Annotated in this window: 15 protein-coding genes; 8 read left to right on the forward strand and 7 right to left on the reverse strand. The window is 70.1% G+C overall.

The features are described 5' to 3' along the window. Positions 1–93: 93 nt before the first annotated feature. The 5 genes from CMC5_RS25045 to CMC5_RS43020 form a co-directional block, all read right to left on the reverse strand. Positions 94–1,050, reverse strand: a complete 957-nt coding sequence (locus CMC5_RS25045) for a prolipoprotein diacylglyceryl transferase (RefSeq protein WP_050432790.1) — start codon at positions 1,048–1,050, stop codon at positions 94–96. Position 1,051: 1 nt separating this feature from the next. After that, on the reverse strand, positions 1,052–1,729 hold the full coding sequence (gene lspA, locus CMC5_RS25050; protein ID WP_063796345.1) for a signal peptidase II: 678 nt from the start codon (positions 1,727–1,729) through the stop codon (positions 1,052–1,054). Between the two features lie 119 nt (positions 1,730–1,848). Beyond that, on the reverse strand, positions 1,849–2,688 hold the full coding sequence (gene lspA / locus CMC5_RS25055) for a signal peptidase II (protein ID WP_082362772.1): 840 nt from the start codon (positions 2,686–2,688) through the stop codon (positions 1,849–1,851). Between the two features lie 92 nt (positions 2,689–2,780). Further along, positions 2,781–3,209 carry a hypothetical protein gene (locus CMC5_RS25060; protein WP_156338858.1) on the reverse strand — a complete coding sequence of 143 codons (429 nt, stop codon included), beginning with the start codon at positions 3,207–3,209 and terminating at the stop codon, positions 2,781–2,783. Between the two features lie 155 nt (positions 3,210–3,364). Continuing rightward, entirely contained in the window at positions 3,365–3,643 is a 279-nt protein-coding gene (locus CMC5_RS43020) for a DUF4398 domain-containing protein (RefSeq protein ID WP_218920059.1), read from the reverse strand. 266 nt (positions 3,644–3,909) lie between these two features. On the opposite strand from CMC5_RS43020, the gene CMC5_RS25070 reads away from it, so the two are divergent. The 8 genes from CMC5_RS25070 to CMC5_RS25105 all read left to right on the forward strand — a co-directional run bounded on the left by CMC5_RS25070 (position 3,910) and on the right by CMC5_RS25105 (position 13,288). Beyond that, positions 3,910–6,270 (forward strand): DEAD/DEAH box helicase, encoded by a 2,361-nt coding sequence (locus tag CMC5_RS25070; RefSeq protein ID WP_050432793.1) that lies wholly within the window; start codon positions 3,910–3,912, stop codon positions 6,268–6,270. Between the two features lie 134 nt (positions 6,271–6,404). Beyond that, positions 6,405–6,935 (forward strand): hypothetical protein, encoded by a 531-nt coding sequence (locus CMC5_RS46630; protein ID WP_179955478.1) that lies wholly within the window; start codon positions 6,405–6,407, stop codon positions 6,933–6,935. A gap of 321 nt (positions 6,936–7,256) precedes the next feature. Then, a complete protein-coding gene (locus CMC5_RS25080; RefSeq protein WP_050432795.1) occupies positions 7,257–8,549 on the forward strand; it encodes a monooxygenase in 1,293 nt (430 codons plus the stop codon). 68 nt (positions 8,550–8,617) lie between these two features. After that, positions 8,618–9,772 (forward strand): trans-sulfuration enzyme family protein, encoded by a 1,155-nt coding sequence (locus CMC5_RS25085; RefSeq protein ID WP_050432796.1) that lies wholly within the window; start codon positions 8,618–8,620, stop codon positions 9,770–9,772. A gap of 10 nt (positions 9,773–9,782) precedes the next feature. Beyond that, positions 9,783–10,493, forward strand: coding sequence for a hypothetical protein (locus CMC5_RS25090; protein ID WP_050432797.1), 711 nt, complete (start codon positions 9,783–9,785; stop codon positions 10,491–10,493). Beyond that, positions 10,490–11,617, forward strand: a complete 1,128-nt coding sequence (locus CMC5_RS25095) for a hypothetical protein (protein WP_050432798.1) — start codon at positions 10,490–10,492, stop codon at positions 11,615–11,617. The genes CMC5_RS25090 and CMC5_RS25095 overlap by 4 nt, the downstream gene beginning before the upstream one ends. A 22-nt stretch (positions 11,618–11,639) precedes the next feature. Next, positions 11,640–12,410, forward strand: a complete 771-nt coding sequence (locus tag CMC5_RS25100; RefSeq protein ID WP_063796346.1) for a Uma2 family endonuclease — start codon at positions 11,640–11,642, stop codon at positions 12,408–12,410. An 8-nt stretch (positions 12,411–12,418) separates the two neighbouring features. Next, positions 12,419–13,288, forward strand: a complete 870-nt coding sequence (locus tag CMC5_RS25105; RefSeq protein ID WP_050432799.1) for a class I SAM-dependent methyltransferase — start codon at positions 12,419–12,421, stop codon at positions 13,286–13,288. An 872-nt stretch (positions 13,289–14,160) separates the two neighbouring features. On the opposite strand, the gene CMC5_RS25110 is transcribed toward CMC5_RS25105, so the two are convergent. Both CMC5_RS25110 and CMC5_RS25115 read right to left on the reverse strand, forming a co-directional pair. Further along, positions 14,161–15,525: a GspE/PulE/PilB domain-containing protein gene (locus CMC5_RS25110; RefSeq protein ID WP_169796651.1), complete on the reverse strand. Its 1,365-nt coding sequence runs from the start codon at positions 15,523–15,525 to the stop codon at positions 14,161–14,163. A 59-nt stretch (positions 15,526–15,584) separates the two neighbouring features. Further along, complete coding sequence (locus tag CMC5_RS25115; protein WP_245677738.1) at positions 15,585–15,884, reverse strand: FtsB family cell division protein; 300 nt, start codon at positions 15,882–15,884, stop codon at positions 15,585–15,587. Positions 15,885–15,890 lie beyond the last annotated feature (6 nt).

Genomic DNA, 15,890 nt, shown 5'->3' on the forward strand with positions numbered 1-15,890 from the left:
CACGGCAGCCGCGCACACGGACGGCTCCTCGCGGCTTTTGACGTGACGGCCGCCGCGTCGAGCAACGGCCTCAGAACGTCGATGCGGTGGGGGTCAGGCTGCTGCGGTGGCGACGCGAGCCTCTCGCTTCGCGGACAGGCGCCGGTGGATCAGCAGCGCCACCCCGACGAGCCCCAGCCCGATGAGCTGCGACGTCGACAGCCCGAGGAGACCTCCACGATCGTCGGCCCGCAAGAACTCCAGCGCGAACCGCCCCAGCGCGTACAGCGCCAGGAACGTCACGAACACCTGGCCGTCGTACCGCTTCCGCCCGTGAACCCACAGCAGGCACACCGCCGCGATGGCGAACGACACCGCTGACTCGTAGATCTGCGTCGGGTGCACCGGGTGCGACGGCAACCGCGCCGCAGAGAGCTCCTGGAGCTTCCACTGCGCCTCGCTCGCGGGGCTCCCCGGGGGGAACGAGAGCCCGAACGGCCCCTCGGTCCGCAGCCCGAAGCAGCACCCGGCCAGGAGGCAGCCCATCCGACCGAAGCCCAGGCCGAGCGGGATGGCGAAGCCTGCCATGTCGGCCGCTTTCCAGAACGGGAACCTGTCCCGCTTGAGCAGCCACCACGCCGCCGCGGACGCCCCGATGAACCCGCCGTAGTACGTCAACCCGCCCGCCCAGAACTTCGCCCAGGCGAAGCAGTCCCGGTTCGTCGGGTGACACACCCCCTTCACCTCGTCCCATACGCCGGGATAGCGCGTCGACCCGCAGACCGCGCGCTCCAGCTTCCAGTCGACCAGCGAAGGATCCGTGCAGAGGTGGACGTAGTCCCAGAAGTACCCGTCCGCGATCACGTGGAGCAAGCGCCCACCGATCACGCCGGCCAGGATGCAAGCCAGCCCCAGATCGACCACCACGTCGGGATCCTTCCCGATCCGCCGCGCCCACATCGCCCCGATCGCCGTGGCGAGCAGGAACCCCGAGACGAGCAACAGGAAGTAGGCGGGGAAGCCGACTTCCCCCCACTCGATGGTGTCGATCCGGAACAGCTCGGGGCGCATCTCAGCCTTCGTCCGCCGACGGCTTCTGCTCCACGGCCACCCCGGCCGGCGCTCCCGGCGCTCCCGGCGCATCCGCGCGCGGCTCCGTCGCCTGCGCCGAGGTCTCCGTCGTGCGGTGCTTCCGCGCGATGAACATGTCGATGAACATCAGCGCCACACCGACAACGATGGCGATGTCCGCCACGTTGAACGTCGGCCAGGTGTATGTCTTCGTCACGTGGATCTGGATGAAATCGACCACGATCCCGTGACGGATCCGGTCGGCCAGGTTCCCCAGCGCGCCGCCGAGCACCAGCGGGAGGCCCCACTTCAGCGTCCACTGCCAGGGCTCCGTCTTCCGGTACAGCGAGACGATGAACGCCACCGCGGCCACCGAGATCAGGACGAAGAACGGCCGGCGCAGCGACTCGTGCTCGTCCTGGAGCAGACCGAACGCGCCGCCTGGGTTCTCCGCGTAGATCAGGTTGAAGTGCCCCTTGAGCACCTCGATCTTCCGCTCCACGAACGGTCTCGGCGGTCCGAGCCGGAACCTCGCCCACTCCTTGGTGCCGAGGTCGGCCACCAGGGTGACGGCAGAGAGGATGATCAGGAACAGGTATCCCGGGTGCCGGGGCGCGGGGCGGGTCGCCCCCCCGGCGTCGGCCTTCTGGGGCTCTCGCGGCGTCGCGTCGTCGGACATTGGAAGGCTCGTTCAGTACGACAAACTCGACGGCGGCGCCAGGCACGCCCGCAGCACAACGCACCCGACCGCGAAAGCGGGGCCCCTGGGCCGCGACGGGAGCCTCCGGGCGGCAGGCCCTACGCGGCGGCCGGGGGCTCTGGCGGCGCCTCCCGCTCGACCGTCCCGGAGGCCCTCTCGGTGCTCACGACGGCAGGACTCGGGCTCCCTTGCCCGGCCGCCCCCTCCAGCGCCGGTTCCGGGGCCAGCACTGGCTGTGCCGCCGCTTCCTCGGCGCGTGCGCGCCGGGTCGCGGTGAACATGTTGAGCCCCATCAGCACGACGCCCACCACGATCGCCACGTCGGCGACGTTGAAGGTCGGCCAGTGATGCTCACGCCCACCGCGCGAGACGTACACATCGATGAAATCGATCACCCAGCCGAAGCGCATCCGATCGACCAGGTTGCCGATCGCGCCGCCCAGGGCGAGCGGCAGCCCCCACTTCATCGCCGTCTGGCTGCGGTGGACGCGCCGGTAAATCGCCAGAATGAACACGATCGCCGCGGCCGAGACGAACAGGAAGAACGGCCTCCGCAGCCCCTCGGGCAAGCTCCGGGCGAAGCTCCAGGCCCCGCCGGGGTTCTGCGCGAAGATGAAGTCGACGTAGTTCTCGATGACCGTGATGCTCTTGCCCACGGGTCGTCGGCCGTCGGCCCCGGCGAGCTGCGCCTGGGCCCACGCCTTGGTCGCGAGATCCGCGACGGCGGAGAGCCCAGCGACGATCACGAGGAACAGCGTCGACGCCCGCTCCCCCGGCGGAAGCTCGTCGTCGTCCAGCCCCCCGACCTCGGACTCACCGACCGACGAAGCTCCAGGGAGCAGGCCGGCAGGGCCCGCAGGCGCGCTCGGCTCGGCCGTGAAGTGGAGAGCGCCACCTGGCCTCTCGGCGCTCTCGCGCACATCGGGCTCCGTCGACATATCCCGCGCGTTGTACGCGAAGGGAGCAGTCAGAGCAAACGTGGGCCGCTCGCGCGCACCCTTCCGTCGTGGCTCATCTCCGTCGCGCTCGACTAGCGGGGCGGGATCATGCCCGGCAGCTCCACGTCCTGCTGTCCCGGAGCAGGCACCTCGATACGCCCAGGGGGCTCCTGGATCTCCGGTGTTCGCCCTGGAAGCCCAACATCAGGCTTCGCGGGTGGGATCACCTCGGGCGTGCGTCCAGGCAGCTTCTCGGGCTTCGCGGGTGGGATCACCTCGGGCTTGGGATGAGGCGGGCGTTCCACCTCCGGCTTGGGCGCGCCAGGCGGCTCCTCCACTTCCGGCTTTTCCGGCGATCCCGGCGGAACGGCGGGCTCCTCGATCTCCGGCTTCGGCTTCGTCGGCTGCACCTCGGGCTCGTGCGGTACCGGCTGCACCTCGGGCGTCGTCTGCCCAGGCCCGGTGCCTCCCGGGTTCGGATCGGTGCTCGACGCCACGGCAACGGCTGCTCGTTCTCCCATGATTTCTCCTGTGGCCTCGACAGTGGCCAGCTCCGACGCCTCGAGAGGCGTCATCTCCCCGCGCATCCAGTCGCGCGCCTGCAGAGCTTGGATGGCAGAGCGCCTCGTTCCGTCTCGCGCGCTCCGCTCGGTGACACCGCCTGCGTCACCGCGGCTCAGCGCCCTTGCTGCCCCATCACGGGCTTGCTCTGCGGCGCCTGCTTCAGATCCCACTGCTCCTGTTCCCGCTGCGCACGCGCGATCTGGAGCGATCGCTGCGCATCCTGCTTGGCGTGACGGAGCACCGCCGTCGCCTGCTTGTCGTCCCCCTCTTCCAGCAGCTTCCTCGCCTGGTAGAGCTGCTCGCGCGCCATCCGGAGGTGCAACGCCGCGCGCTCCGACTGCGCGGCGCCGGCTTCCTCGGCCAGCCCGATCGCCGATTTGGTCTCCGTCATCTGCTGAGACGCCAACCTCGCCGTGCTGCTCATGCAGCCGGCGAGCCCTGCGACCAGCACGACCCCCGCTGCGAGTATGCCCCTCATGGTCCCTCTCCCGGTGGTTCTGGCCCTCGGTGGGCCCTCGATGCGGCCCTGCTGAGCGCAAGCGAGACGCCGCACACGGCACCACCCACGCTGAAGCAACCCCCGCACCAGCCCCCCTGATCCCCAGCGATCCGCCCACCTTGAGGACGCACCGGACATCTGTTTAGTATCCCGCCCCCATGCCTGCGCCCCCCTGGAAGGTGGAGACCGGTGTCGACGCCGTGATCCACCGCTGGCTCGCGTCCGGCGCGGTCCGACCGTGCTTCACCGCCGACCGCGAGCTACCGCCTGTCGAGCCCCACCACGCCCCCTTCCCGGACGACCTCTCCCCTGCCCTGCGCGGCGCGCTCGAAGCCCGCGGCATCCAGCAGCTCTACGCCCACCAGGCCCAGGCCATCGCCGCGGCGCGCGCAGGCCGCCACGTCGTCGTCGCCACCCCGACCGCCAGCGGCAAGAGCCTCTGCTTCCATCTGCCGGTGCTCGAAGCCATCACCCGCGACCCGGGCGCGAGCGCCATCTACCTCTACCCGACCAAGGCTCTTTCCCGGGACCAGGAGGCGGGCGTCCACGCCCTCATCCGCGAGGCGGGCCTCAGCATCCCTGCCGTGGTCTACGACGGCGACACCCCTGGCGACGCCCGGCGCGCTGCCCGCGAGCGCAGCCCCATCGTCATGACCAACCCGGACATGCTCCACGCCGGGATCCTCCCGCACCACGCCCACTGGGCCCGCACCTTCCAGAAGCTCAAGTACGTCATCCTCGACGAGCTCCACACGTACCGCGGCGTCTTCGGCTCCAACGTCGCCCACGTCCTCGCGCGCCTCCAGCGCATCGCCGCCTTCCACGGCTCGACGCCCGCCTTCCTCTGCGCCACCGCCACCATCGGCAACCCCCGCGAGCACGCCGCCCGCATGCTCGGCGTGCCCGAAGGGGACCTCGAGATCGTCACCGAGTCCGGCGCCCCCCGCGGCGAACGCCGCTTCTTCCTCTTCAACCCCCCCGTGGTGAACGAAGAACTCGGCATCCGCGCCAGCACCCCCAAGAGCGCCGTCCGTCTCGCCGCCGATCTCGCCCGCGCCCGCGTCCCCACCATCATCTTCGGCCAGTCCCGCAACAGCGTGGAGATCATGCTCAAGTACCTCCGCGAGGAGGTCGGCAAGGAGGTCGGCGAGGACGCCATCATGGCCTACCGCGGCGGCTACCTCCCCGAGACCCGGCGCCGCGTCGAGCGCGGCCTGCGCGATGGCGAGATCCTCTGCGTCGTCGCTACCAGCGCCCTCGAGCTGGGCATCGACATCGGGGATCTCGACGCCGTGATCTGCGCCGGCTACCCCGGATCCATCGCCGAGACCTGGCAGCGCTTCGGCCGCGCCGGCCGCCGCGGCGAGCGCAGCGTCGCCGTGCTCTGCGCCTCCAGCGCGCCGGTCGACCAGTACCTCGCCAGAAACCCCGAGCTGCTCCTCGACAGCCACGCCGAGAGCGCGCGCATCGATCCCGGCAACACCGAGATCCTCATCCAGCACCTCAAGTGCGCCGCCTTCGAGCTCCCGTTCCTCATGGGCGAGCGCTACGCCGTCCTCGCCCCGGAGGACACCACCGCCGCCCTCCGCTTCCTCGTCGATCACGGCGTCGTCCACGAGTCCGGCGACCGCTTCCACTGGGCCACCGACGCCTACCCCGCCAACCACGTCAGCTTGCGCGCCATCGGCTGGGACAACTTCGTCATCATCGACAAGGCCCACGGCCGCACCATCGCCGAGCTGGACTGGCGATCGACGCCCACCATGCTGCACGAGCAGGCCATCTACCAGCACGACGGCGAGCAGTACCAGGTGGAGCGCCTCGACTACGAGAACCACAAGGCGTACGTCACCCGCGTCGTCCCCGACTACTTCACCCAGGCGATGACCAACCGGAAGGTCGCCGTGCTCGACGAGAGCGCGAGCGCCTCGCTCGGCCGCGCCCAGGCCGCATGGGGCGAGGTGAGCATCGTGGAGAAGATCGTCGGCTACAAGAAGATCAAGTTCTACACCCACGAGAACGCCGGCTATGGCGACGTGCGCCTCCCCGACATCCAGAAGCACACCACCTCGTTCTGGCTCACCGTCCCCGAGGCCCTCTGCGAAGCACTCGGCATGGGCCGCCCCGCCGCCATCGAGGGGCTCCGCGGCATCGCGCGGGCCCTGGAGACCGTCTCCACCATCGCCCTCATGTGCGACCCGCGCGACATCGGACAGACCCTCGGTGACGCCGAAGGCGCAGGCCAGAACGGCGACCGCCCCCCGACTGGCGGCCACGGCCCGCAGCCCGGCTACGACCCGACCCTCTTCCTCTTCGACAACGCGCCCGGCGGCATCGGCCTCGCCGAGCGCATCTACGAGCGCCGCGAAGAGCTGCTCGCCCGCGCCCGCAAGCTCCTCACGGGCTGCGGCTGCGCCGCGGGTTGCCCTCTGTGCGTCGGCGCCGTGGAGCAGACGGCAGGTGCCGTGCGCAAGAACGCGACGCTCGGCTTGATCGCCCTCATCCTGCACCAGGCCTGACCCGCCGACCCCAGGCGCGGCGCCCCCTCTCCAGAACCCGGACACCAGCGCGCCGCCCCCTGCCGCAAGATGGACACCAGGCGCAGCGCCATGCCATCGTCCGTCGCACAGCTTGGTCAAAGGAGACGATGTCGATGAAGCTCTGGTTCGGACTCGCCGTGCTCACCCTGGGGTTCGCTGCGGCGTGCGATGACGGCGGCGACGGTGGCAGCGGCGGCAACGGCGGCAACGGCGGATCGAGCACCCCGCCGACCGGGTGCAACGCCGACCCCTGGAGCTGTCCCGCAGGGCAGACCTGCTGGCCCGACCAGACCGGCTCGTTCCAGTGCCTGAACAGCGGCCCAGGCGCCCTCGGCGCGTCGTGCCAGCTCTACAAGGGCCAGCCCACCTGCGGTGATGGCCTCGTGTGCTTGATGCTCGTGGGCCAGGCCGAGGGGATCTGCACCACCTACTGCGACCCCGCCGATCCCGCGCGGGCTTGCTCCGACGACGCCATCTGCGGACAGATCCAGCTCCAGGAGAGCGGCGAGCAGTTCCGTGCGTGCGTACCGCAGGGCGGAGGAGGTGGCGCAGGGGGCACCGGCGGTGCCGGCGCAGGTGGCGCGGGCGGTGATGGCGGCGATGGCGGCATGGGCGGCGACGGCGGTGGTGACGGATCCATGTGAGCCGAGCTGACGGCCACCCGAAGGTGGCGGTCGCATACCTCGCGCCCTCGCCCCCACGCCGCCCCTCCCCCACGACCTGTCTCTTCGCACCACCCCGCCCGCACTGCGTCCAGCGCATCAGCCCTGCGTCCAGCGCACGGCGATGTGTCCAGTCGCCTGCAAGTTCTTCAGCCACGCCCCATCTCGCAGATCATCCAGCGACGCACCGCTTCAGCCCGCCGGACACGGCCTCGCCGAACGCCGCATCGGACCCACCTGCGCCACGAAGCGTGGCACCATGACGGCACGTCACCTTCCTGAGGGGGCGAAGGAGGAACGGGAATGCTCGGATGGCGTGTCACGATCACCTTCGCAGCGGCCTTGCCGCTCGCGCTCCTCGCGAACGGCTGCAGCGACGACGGCGAGACGTCGACGGGTGGCAACGGGACCACCACGACCGGCACCACATCGACGGATCCTCCGGGCAATGCGCCGACTTATTACAAAGACGTCGCGCCCATCCTCATGGACAACTGCGCGAGCTGTCATCGCGCCGAAGGCATCGCCCCCTTCTCGTTCTTGACCTACGAGGACGCGAAGATCGCCGCGTACTCCATCCGCAACACGACGGAGCAGCGGCTCATGCCCCCCTTCGTCCTCGACAACACCGGGGACTGCAACACGTACAGCGACGCCCGCTGGCTCACCGACGAGCAGATCAAGACCATCGGCGACTGGGTCGAGGCCGAGATGCCCGAGGGCGATCCCGCAGACGGCCCCGAGATCCCGCCGCCTCCCGTCGGCCTCGATCGCGTCGACGTCACCTTCGACATGGGCGTCGAGTACACCCCCGATGCGTCCCTCACCGACGACTACCGCTGCTTCATCATCGATCCACAGCTCGCCAACGACGCCTACATGATCGCGTCGGAAGTGATCCCTGGCGACCAGCGTGTCGTGCACCACGCCATCCTTTACGCACTCGACGACGAGAGTGCCGAGCAGGCTGCCGCCGACAAGGACAACCAGGACAACCGCCCTGGCTACCCCTGCTTCGGCGGCGCGGGCGTCAACGCCCGGTGGCTGGTCGGCTGGGCCCCGGGCGGCCGGGCGACGACGTACCCCGAGGGCACCGGCATCAAGCTGGAAGCCGGTCGCAAGGCCGTGCTCCAGGTGCATTACAACCTCTCCAACGGCCCCATGCCCGACCGCACCCGCGTCGATCTCAAGCTCGCGCCGAGCGTCGACAAGGAGGCCGCCGTCACCCCCCTGCCCGCGCTGAACCTCAACCTCCCGCCAGGTCAGGAGCGCGCCGAGGCCAGCTTCCAGTTCACGCTCCCCGCGCAGACGCCCGAGATCACCATCTACGGCGTGGGTCCCCACATGCACACCCTCGGCAAGACGATGGACGTCTCGGCCGTGCGCGGCGACGACGAGACCTGCCTCGCCCGCGTCACCAACTGGAACTTCCACTGGCAGAGCAACTCGTTCTACACGACCCCGATCCGCGTTCGTGGTGGCGACACCCTCAAGATCACCTGCGGGTTCGACACCACCCGCCGCACGGAACCCACCACCTGGGGTGAAGGCACCGAGGACGAGATGTGCATCGCGTTCCTCTACATGACGCGGTAGTCCCGATGACGCGGTAGTCCCGCCGAGACCATTTCCCTCCGCACGCGGGCTGGCGTACGGCTCGCTCCATGAGCGAACCCGACGATCGCCTCGAGACGCGGCTCATCCACGCCGGTGAGCCGCAGCCACGCTTCGGCGGCGCCGTGGCCATGCCCGTCTTCCAGTCGTCGACCTTCGCGATCGACGGCGACGCGGGCTACCACGATCTCCGCTACATCCGGCTGAACAACACCCCCAACCACCTCGCCCTCGCGGAGAAGCTCGCTGCAATCGAGGGGGCCGACGCCGCGCTGGTCACGTCGAGCGGCATGGCCGCGGTCTCCACCACCCTGCTCTCCCTCCTCGGCGCGGGCGGCCACCTCCTCGCCCAGCGCGAGCTCTACGGCGGCACGCACGGCTTCATCACCCGCGACCTCCCCCGCCTCGGCATCACGCACACCTTCATCGACGCCGGCGACCCGAGCACCTGGGCCGCCGCCTTGCAGCCCAGCACCCGCGTGCTCTACGTCGAGGCCATCTCCAACCCCCTGGTCCGCATCGGCGATCTCGCCGCGGCCGCGACCTTCGCGCGCCAGCACGGTCTCGTGTCCATCATCGACGCCACCTTCGCCACCCCGGTCAACCTCCGCCCGCTCACGCTCGGTTTCGACCTCGTCCTCCACAGCGCCACCAAGTACCTGAACGGCCACACCGACATCGTCGCGGGCGCCGTCGTCGGACGCGCCGCGCTGATCGAGACGATCAAGCACCTGCTCGATCACCTGGGCGGTTCGCTCGATCCCCACGCCTGCTTCCTGCTCCACCGCGGCCTCAAAACGCTGGCGCTCCGCGTCCGCCACCAGAGCGCGTCGGCCCTCGCCCTGGCCCGCTGGCTCGAGCGCCACCCGGCCGTCGCCGCCGTCCACTACCCCGGCCTGGAGACCCACCCCGACCACACCCGCGCCCGCGCCTGGTTCTCGGGCTTCGGCGGGGTGCTCAGCTTCGAGCTGCGTGGCGGCGTCGAGGCAGCGGATCGCCTCATCGCGCGCACGCGCTTGATGACCCACGCGCCGAGCCTCGGCGGCCCGGAGACCCTGCTCACCCGACCGGCCACCGCCTCCCACGCCGGCCTCACTCCCGACGAGCGTCAGCGCACCGGTGTCACCGAGGGCCTCCTCCGCCTCTGCGTCGGACTCGAAGCGACCGAGGATCTCATCGCGGATCTCGAACGGGGCTTGGAGTAACCTCCCGCGCATGTCTTTGACCGGCGCCCTGCGCGCCCGCATCCCGGAGCGGTGGATCCAGCGATGGCCCACGATCCGCGCGGTGCTCGTCACGTACCACGTGATCGCCGTCTTCGTTCTCGCGTTCCCCACGCCCGGCGGCGTGATGCAGCGCTCGTCGTGGGAGAACCCCACCACGCAGAACGAGTTCCGTCTGTGGACCGAGCGGCTCCGGAACTTCGGGATGGAGATCACCCAGAAGGAACTCGAGACCGAACTCTGGGATTTCGCCGAGCGTTACCTCGACGTCCGCCGCACCACCGACGCCCCGTTCCGCCCTTACGCGGAGTACCTGGGTGTCCGTCAGAGCTGGCGCCTGTTCGTCGCCCCGCAGCGCTACCCGGTGCGCGTCGAGGTCTCCATCCGCGAGGGGGGCACCTGGCGCCTGATCTACCAGAGCCGCTCTTCCGAGCACACCTGGCGCGCCACGCAGCTCAACCGCTACCGCTTGCGCCGCGCCATGTTCCAGACGGCGTGGGAGCGCGAGCGCGCTGCGTTCAAGACCTTCTGTGACTGGATCGCCGACCAGGCCGCGGCCGACTTCCCCGAGGCCACCGAGGTGATGGTGCGCCAGCTCCGCTACCGCACCCCTGCCCCCGCCGAGGCGCGCGCCGGCGAGACCATCCTCGAGCCCACCTACCTCTCGCGAGAGGTCCGCAAGCTCAAGGAGCACCGCAAGTGAGCCGCATCGCCGCCATCTGGAAGGCGTGGGTGCGCCTGCTCGACCGACGCGAGCCAGGGGACACCATCGCCCTCTTCCGCATCGCCGTCGCCGTGGTGATCCTCTCCTCGCTCGGCGAGGCCATCGCGTACGACCTCGTCGACGCGGTCTGGGTCGACCGGCAGTGGGGTGGCTACCGCTCGCTCGGGAATGGCCCCTACCTGATCGCGCTCCTTGGCGGCCCGCGGCCCGACGTCGTGTGGAGCGTCCTCATCGCGACCGTCGTCCTCGCCGTGCTGCTCGGTGTCGGCCTCGGCGGACGCGTCACCTCGTTCCTCTGCCTCCAGGGCTACATCGCGCTCCACCGCCTCAACCACAATTCGAGCGGCTCCTCCGACATCCTCGTCACCAACGCCCTCTGGCTGCTCACCCTCGCGCGCTCGACGGCCACGCTCTCCCTCGACTGCCGCATCCGCACCGGCAAGTTCCGCTCCGACGAAGCGATCAGCGCCTTCCCCCGCTACCTCGCCATCGCGCAGCTCGTCACCGTGTACACCACGACGGGCCTGCAGAAGGTGAGCGTGTACTGGTTCCCCGCGGGCTACTACTCGGCGCTCTACTACATCCTCCAGCAGCCCGCCTGGCAGCGCTTCGACATGGCGTGGGCGGCGAAGTTCTACCCGGTCACCCAGCTCGCCACCGCGGTCACCTGGCTCTGGGAGGTCACGGCGCCACTGCTGCTCCTGGTCTTCTACTACCGCTACACCGCCGATCGCGGCGGCCGGATGCGGCGATGGATGAACCGCTTCGACCTGCGCAAGCCGTGGGTGCTCACCGGCATCATGCTCCACCTCGGCATCCTGATCGCCATGGACGTGGGGCACTTCTCGACGATCACCATGTGCTTCTACCTGTGCCTGTGGCAGCCCGAGGAGCTACGCGAGGGGGCGCGCTGGGTGCGCGCGAAGCTCGGACTGCGTGACGCAGTCCGGGCGACGAGCACGACGCGCGAGGAGAAGCAGATGGAGAGCACGGCGCCCGACGAAGCGCACGCGGAGACCGCGACGAGAGACGACGAGCAGAACGGCACCGACCGACCGGAGCCGGGGCAGCAGGTGGAAGGGACTGCCATCCCGTCCCGATGATGGTACTGTTGGGTTCGTTACCATGTCGGGGGCCGCAGCAAAGCAGATCGAAGACGACCCGACAGTCTACCCCATCGAGGACGACGTGGGCGAAGGGTCTTTGCAGCGCTTCATCTCCGAACTGCTGCGAGGCCTCATCGCTCAGTGGCTGGCCTCTCGCGGCCAGGTAGCGTTCGTGGGGGCGGACCAGTTCTTCTACTGGGAACAGTACAACCCCTCCGAAGGAATCGCGCCGGACGTCTACGTGTTGCTCGGCGTGTCTCCGAGCACGCGCGTTAGCGCCTGGAAGGTCTGGGAGACGCAGCAACGACCGTCCTTCGCGTTCGAGGTCGTCTCGCACGACGTCCAGAAGGACCATCTCGGTGCGCCCGCCAAGTATGGCCGCCTCGGCGTCGAGGAGCTGATCGTGTTCGACCCCGATCACCGCGACAGCAGCTCCCGCGTACGCTGGCAGGTGTTCCGCCGCTCGCCTCGGGGTTTCTTGCGGGTGGAGGCCACCAGCGCCGATCGGGTCCACTCCGAAGCCCTCGGCTGCTGGCTGCGCGTCGTGGGCGAAGAGGGGAATACGCGCGTACGCCTCGCCATCGGCCCCGACGGTGACGAACTCTTGCCCACGGACGCCGAAGCGCGGACGGTCGCGGAAGCGAAGCAGCACCGGCTCGAAGATGCGCTCGAAGCAGAACGGCGTGCCCGGGTGGCGCTGGAGATCGAGCTGGCTCGGCTGAGGTTCGAACGCGATCCGACGCCGCCGCCTGCATCCACCGACCGTGAGGTACCGCGGAAGACGTGGTAAGCCGCGGCATGCGCGTGCCGCGACACTTCCTCGCCGCCCTCCTCACCACCGCGATCACCACGATCGCCGCGTGTACGCCGACAGGGCGACCGGAGCCCCCCTTGGTGGACGCGGCACCGCCGGCCACCACGACGACGGCCGAGCCCACCGTGAGCACTCCCGCCACGGCACCAGCACGCGTCGAGCAGGTCACGATCACCCCCGCCGTCCGCGCCGCCGTCGACGCTGCCGACCGCAGCGCCACCGATCGCGCCCTCGACCCGGGACGTCATCCCGCCGAGACCCTCTCGTTCCTCGGCATCACCCCTTCCGCCAAGGTCGCCGAGCTGGGCGCAGGTGGCGGCTACACCGCGGAGCTTCTCGCCCGCATCGTGGGCCCCTCGGGCACCGTCTACGGCCAGAACTCGGCCTTCATCCTGGAGCGCTTCGCCGAAGCGCCGTGGAGCGAACGCCTCACCAAGCCCCTGATGAAGCCCGTGGTTCGCGTGGATCGACCGTTCGACGATCCCCTGCCCCCCGAGGCGAAGGAGCTCGACGCCGTGCTCATGCTGTTCTTCTACCACGACACCTTCTGGATGGGCGTCGACCGGGACGCCATGAACCGCGCCGTGTTTCGTGCCCTGAAACCAGGTGGTGTCTACGGCATCCTCGATCACAGCGGTCGCCCCGGCACGGGCACGAGCGAAGTGAAGACCCTCCACCGCATCGAAGAGCAGGTCGTGCGCGAAGAGATCGAGCGCGCCGGCTTCAAGCTCGCCGCAGAGGCCACCTTCCTCCGCAACCCGGACGACCCCCGCGACTGGAACGCCTCCCCCTCCGCCGCCGGCGAGAAGCGAGGCCAGAGCGATCGTTTCGTCCTCAAATTCGTGAAGCCCTGAGCCCCCTCGGTCCGCCCACCCCTCCCCCGCGCCTTCCGCTCGTCCCCGAGCCCCCGACCAGCGCCCGCCCCCAGCACGACCCCCATCATCGACCCCGCCCCCTCCACCTCGGGCGCCGGAGCCATCACGCCCAGCGAAGCTCCCTCCACCTCGACCCCAGCCCCCGAGCCGTCATCTCCACGAAGCTTCCCCCAACGGCACCAGCAGAGAGGGGTGGCAACGCTCCCCACCCTCGATACTGCACCAGCAACGACGCCCAGGAACGCTCCCCACCCTCGATACTGCACCAGCAAACGTCAGGGGGAACGCTCCCCACCCTCGATACTGCACCAGCAACGACGCCCAGGAACGCTCCCCACCCTCGATACTGCACCAGTAAAGGCCAGGGGGAACGCTCCCCACCCTCGATACTGCACCAGCAAAGGCCAGGGGGAACGCTCCCCATCCTCGATACTGCACCAGTAAAGGTCAGGGGGAACGCTCCCCACCCTCGATACCGCACCAGTAAAGGTCAGGGGGAACGCTCCGACCACCGTCCTCTTCGCCCTCGACCGCCACGAACGGCTCTCCCCTCGACCCGACCCAGCGCGACCCCCTCCTTCCTTTCCCCGTCGACCACCACGAACGGATCCCTCTCGACCAAGCGCCACTCGACCGCACATCCCCCCCATCTCCCCTTTTCTCTCTCTCCCTCCCTCCCTCTCCCCCCCTCCTCACTTCTCTCTCTTCCCTTTCCCCCGACGCCACCAAGAGCCGGGCGGCAAAGCGTCGCGAGCGCCCTGCCGCTAGGGAGGCCGACCGAAGAATCCTCTCGGATTTCGAGGAAGGCCGACCGACGCGGCAGGGCGCGCAGCAGCTTTGCCGCCCGGCTCTTAGAGGCGGGCGGCGAGAATGCGGGTGAGCGCGTCGCCGACGGCGCGGGCCAGCTCGTCCATGCTGCGCGTGCCGGTCATGGAGTGGGAGAGCTCGTCGGCGACGAGGACCAGGACGGGGCGTCCGGCGACGCGGACGGCGACGGCGGCGACGTCGGGACTGGCGCTGCCCATCACGGCAAGCAGGGGCGCGTGCACGGGGTTCCCCGGGATGGGGCCGAGGTACGTGCCCGTGGCGTTCGCGGTCGCCAGCAGGCTGGGGCTCGACATGGCGATGGCAACCTCGCGGAATGCGACCTCGTCGCCGAAGGTCGGGGTGCAGGTGTAGCCCTGGAACATGCCGCGCTTCACGGCGAAGAGTGCGGCACGAGCGGCCACGTGACGCAGACCTTCGAGGGCGAGGGCGACGATCTCGTCGCGGCTGCGCGCGCCGTCGATGGCGGCAAGGATCTGGTCGAGGTCGGCGAAGGGGCCGGAGGACGCGGGAGGCAGGATGGTGTCGTCGTGGGCGCTGAAGCGCGCTTGCAAAGCCCCGTCGGAGAGCGGCTCCAGGCGAGGGACGTGCAGCCGGCCCTGCGGCAAGGTCACCGGGGCACGATCGCCCGAGGGCTCGTGGACGGGGGCGTCTTCGGCGGCGGCACCGGGGGGGGTCGAGGGAAAGGAGATGGCGGGGCCCAGCTCGCCGTCGTCGGCCTCGGTGCGACCAGGACCGCGCAGCGTCGACGGGGCGACCAGACGCGTCTCGGAGCGCTCTTGTCCCTGGGCTCGCGGCGAGGTGACGCCGGCCGCTGGTGCCTGGCCGGGGTAGACGTGCGGAGCGCGGCGGACCAGCGGGATGGGGAGCTCCTCCGAAGGGGGCGGGGGGATGGTCGACTGGGGGGAGCCGTGCGGTGAAGGGGGGGTCACGCGCCGCGGCCTGAGCCGCGTGCTCGGGGCTTGCCGCTCATCGAGTTCGAGGGTCCGGATCGCCTCCTCGATGGCGGCCATCGGGGCGCGCACCAGCCGGACGGGCATGCCGAGATGGAAGCCGAACTCTGCGCCGACGTGCCGATCGAGCGGGTCCGAGGTGGCGACGTCGGCCGCGCCGGTGGTCGTGTCCACCCGCGTGGGGACGGCGCCCAGGCGGCGGCACATCGCCTTGGGTAGCCGCGCGAACAGCTCGCGCGAACCGATCACCTGCCGCAGCGCGAGGCCGGCCCGGCGATCCAGCTCGGCTTCCAGGGCCTGCTCGGTGATGGCGCCCCGATCCACGAGCGCTCGCGCAAAAGGGATCCCCCGGACAACCGAGAGGAACAGCGCTGCTTCCACCTCCGCCGCCGGCAGCACCCCCGCTTCGATGAGGAGCCGGCCCAGGTCGATCGACACGGGCTGGACCATACCAGAAGCGCAGGCCGCGCGCGGTGGCTACCGGCGGCTCACGGAGGTCAGCGGCTCTTGGAGAACTGGAACACGACCTCGTTCTGGCGGATGAGGCCCAGGTTGTCGCGCGCGATGCGCTCGACGGCAGCGGGGTCGTCGCGGAGGCGCGCGACCCGGCCCCGCAGGGCCTCGATGTCGCGGGACAGCTCCGCGTTCTCTTCCTCCACCTGGGAGAGTTCCCGCTCCAGCGAGCGGAGCCGAGGGAGGCCCTGGGGAGCGAAGATCATCACGGGCGCGCCCACCACGGCGACGACCAGCATGGCCACTGGGAGCACCCGCTCGATCCATCCCACGAGGTGACGCACGGGCCC

Source organism: Chondromyces crocatus (assembly GCF_001189295.1).
In the GTDB taxonomy this organism is placed as follows: Bacteria; Myxococcota_A; Polyangia; order Polyangiales; family Polyangiaceae; genus Chondromyces; species Chondromyces crocatus.

Coding starts and splice junctions, on each gene's coding strand:
- CMC5_RS25045 (WP_050432790.1), bottom strand. CDS start 1,050: ATGCGCCCCGAGCTGTTCCGGATCGACACCATCGAGTGGGGGGAAGTC.
- lspA (WP_063796345.1), bottom strand. CDS start 1,729: ATGTCCGACGACGCGACGCCGCGAGAGCCCCAGAAGGCCGACGCCGGG.
- lspA (WP_082362772.1), bottom strand. CDS start 2,688: ATGTCGACGGAGCCCGATGTGCGCGAGAGCGCCGAGAGGCCAGGTGGC.
- CMC5_RS25060 (WP_156338858.1), bottom strand. CDS start 3,209: ATGGGAGAACGAGCAGCCGTTGCCGTGGCGTCGAGCACCGATCCGAAC.
- CMC5_RS43020 (WP_218920059.1), bottom strand. CDS start 3,643: ATGACGGAGACCAAATCGGCGATCGGGCTGGCCGAGGAAGCCGGCGCC.
- CMC5_RS25070 (WP_050432793.1), top strand. CDS start 3,910: ATGCCTGCGCCCCCCTGGAAGGTGGAGACCGGTGTCGACGCCGTGATC.
- CMC5_RS46630 (WP_179955478.1), top strand. CDS start 6,405: ATGAAGCTCTGGTTCGGACTCGCCGTGCTCACCCTGGGGTTCGCTGCG.
- CMC5_RS25080 (WP_050432795.1), top strand. CDS start 7,257: ATGCTCGGATGGCGTGTCACGATCACCTTCGCAGCGGCCTTGCCGCTC.
- CMC5_RS25085 (WP_050432796.1), top strand. CDS start 8,618: ATGAGCGAACCCGACGATCGCCTCGAGACGCGGCTCATCCACGCCGGT.
- CMC5_RS25090 (WP_050432797.1), top strand. CDS start 9,783: ATGTCTTTGACCGGCGCCCTGCGCGCCCGCATCCCGGAGCGGTGGATC.
- CMC5_RS25100 (WP_063796346.1), top strand. CDS start 11,640: ATGTCGGGGGCCGCAGCAAAGCAGATCGAAGACGACCCGACAGTCTAC.
- CMC5_RS25105 (WP_050432799.1), top strand. CDS start 12,419: ATGCGCGTGCCGCGACACTTCCTCGCCGCCCTCCTCACCACCGCGATC.